This window comes from Bradyrhizobium sp. LeoB3, assembly GCF_055456055.1.
The window spans coordinates 1-2,936 of sequence record NZ_JBVBEF010000234.1 but is presented as its reverse complement, the minus strand read 5'-3'; the positions used below and the strand labels follow the sequence as shown (position 1 = coordinate 2,936).

Below are 2,936 nucleotides of genomic sequence, written 5' to 3'. Positions count from 1 at the left end.
GAGGTCGCCGCAGAGGCTGCGGAACTCGACGAGCCCGTGCTCGTCGCAACGCTGCGCCAGCTGGTCCAAGCCGTCATCGTTTATGCGCCGCCGGGGACCGACGAACTCGCAATCGAGATCAAGGCATCCTTGTCGGAATTGACGTTGCCGGGACCGCTGCTGAAACGTTCGAGCGGGGGGTGACCGTTGGTAGCGGGGGCACGCTACCAACCCCACATTTGCGAGAGCATTCGTTCTCGGTTGCGATCAGCGCAGCTGCGCGAAGGCGCGGTGGAGGCGCCTTTCCACCTCCGACACTAACGGTCGTCGACACTTGTCTGCCCTGAAATTCGTGCCGTGCACATCCGCCGACCTACGCGGCCCTATCCACTCGAGACCTACACGGCAATTGATACGTTTCAACTATCGTCAATCACCTCCCTCAACGGACAAGCGCCGAACGCGAAGATTACAAAAAGATGATCGCATTCTCCACGTGCGACCAAACTATACTGAGTGATACGGTCTTTCGGCATGCAGCGTCTTGAGGTGGCAGCCTTCCTTTAGCTGCAGTTGAACCGCGAACAGCAGTGCGCTTCTGTTGATCGAAGGCTTCATGACCATTCAGCTTTCGCAGACCGCTTGGCAATACGCCAGGGATAATCGGAGCACGTGCTTGGTTTCATCGCCTGAATGTTCTCTGGCGGGGCGATTCAATGGCCTCGCCGAGGTCTGAACGAATGCGCGCGCTGGCGTAGCGTCGCAGCCGCTTGATCCGCTCGATACTCCGGAATGTGTGACTACGAAGTCAACGAAGCGTGTCAAAGCTTCGCCGTTGCCCGGCTGAATCATTTGTGAGATGATTTATGCGAAAACCAGCGCCAACATCTTTGGAGAGTATAGGACCTGATACCCCACTGAGGCTGTCTGTGGCGGCCGCAATCGCATTTCCGGACCGGAGCATTTCGGAAAGCAGCTTGAGACGAGAGGCCAAGCGGGGGCGACTTACGGTCGAGATTATTGCTGGTAAAGCGTTTACGACGCTCAATGAGATTGAAAGGATGCGTGGCCGATGCCGCGTAGAAGTAAAGGTGCCCGTCTCCACCTCAGACCAGCCCGCTACGAGGCCGGAAAGCTCACTCACGCGGCCACCTGGATCATCCGAGACGGCACTAAGTACCAAGGCACAGGATGCCTTGAACATGAAATTGGAAGGGCTGAGCAAGCGCTCAGAGACTACATCAGCGGCAAATACTCGCCGCAGCGAAAAGAGCGCGACATAGATTCAATACCGATCGCGGATGTGCTTTCCATCTTCATCGACGATCGGCCAGACCTGTTCGTAGAGAATGCAGATGCCAAAAAGTACGTTTCCCGCATGAAGCGGCTGTGTGACTTCTGGGGCACGCTAATGCTGGGCGACGTCAATAAGGCCAAATGCAACGAGTACGTGAAGAAACGTGGAAACAATGGCGGTTCGAGGCGTGATCTGGAGGATCTTCGGGCTGCGATTGAACATCATGCTGATGAGGGATATCACCGCGGACTCGTCAAGGTAAAGCTGCCGAAGAAAGGTCCGCCACGCGATGCGTGGTTGACACGCGAACAGGCCGCTAAGCTGCTTTGGATCTGTTGGCGAGCTCGAGAGATCCAAACTGTGCATCGTGGTCCCATGAAGGGCCAGAAAGTCCAGACGGACAAGCGCCCGTTGCGCCATCTCGCGCGGTTCATCATTATCGGCCTCTATAGCGGAACGCGTGCGGGCGCCATTGCGTCCGCTTCACCGATTGCGGCCATTGGCCGGTCATTTGTCGATCTGGAGCGTGGGGTCTACTACCGGCGCCGGCAAGGTCAGCAGGAAACGAACAAACGTCAGCCTCCAATGCCGATCCCGCCTCGTCTGTTGGCACACCTGCGACGCTGGCATACCCGCGGCATCATCAAGCGACATTTTGTCGAATTCAACGGGCAGCCGGTGACCTCGGTCAAGACAGCTTTCAAACGCGCCGTGAAGCTGGCAAACTTGGGCAAGAACATCTCGCCTCACACGCTGCGCCACACCGCCGCAACCTGGTTGATGCAAAACGGCACCGATCCCTGGCAGGCCGCCGGGTATTTAGGAATGTCCGTTGAGACGCTGCTGAAGGTATATGGTCACCATCACCCGGACTATCTATCCGACGCCGTTGAGAAGATGACGGCTAAACCGAAGCGACGATCTACCGCCACAGCTTCGCCACAGAAACGGAGCGAACAAACGAAAACGAACGTGATAAAGATGCCTGCAAAATAAGGGGTTTTGCGCGCTCCGAAGCACCTTTCCGGCGCTCATAACGGTCTGGTTGCAGGTTCGAGTCCTGCCGGGCCCACCAGTGAAATCAGCATTGTGCGGACACTTTGAAAACGACTCGATTTCACCTTTAAGAACGACTCGATTTCGTTTTGAAAACGACTCGATCTCACATCTCACTGATACGCCTCGCAATTTTCGCCTCGCAATTTTCGCCTCGATTTTTTCGCCGATTTTGGGCCGCGAAAAAAGCCAGGGGGTCAAATTGGCAACTTGCGCTCACTGGACGCCCGCATTTCACCGCTATCGGTTCGCAGTAGACCTGACTCGGATTCGCATGATCTGACTCTGCGCCCGCCCTAGGTGTCGCAGACGTCATGTAAGAGGCACCAGCACTGTAGGACGCGGAACAAATTTGAACTAGCGCCGTCCAAGCTGGACTACGCGCCTCGACTGGTGCGGAACGGCACCTGCATAAAGTGCATCAGGTGTGGAAGTACACCGGCCGCGGTTAATATTCCGAGTAAGTGTGTGAAGATGCAGCCGTGGGTGCAGCCGTGGGCAAAGTTGGTCCCCTATAAGTTGGTCCCCTAGAGCGTGATGTTTTTATACGGAAACATATCCTGAGTTTTTGAGATAGTTGGCGCACTCCTCGGGTGAGAAGAGA

General features: G+C 56.1%; 2 protein-coding genes. Both read left to right on the top strand.

Going from position 1 to position 2,936, the window contains the following annotated elements:
• On the top strand, positions 1–183 hold a 183-nt coding region (locus ACZXDY_RS45225), incomplete at its 5' end, for a hypothetical protein (RefSeq protein WP_464349927.1).
• Positions 184–1,051: 868 nt separating this feature from the next.
• Positions 1,052–2,272, top strand: coding sequence for a tyrosine-type recombinase/integrase (locus tag ACZXDY_RS45220; protein WP_464349926.1), 1,221 nt, complete (start codon positions 1,052–1,054; stop codon positions 2,270–2,272).
• The last annotated feature ends 664 nt before the right edge of the window (positions 2,273–2,936 follow it).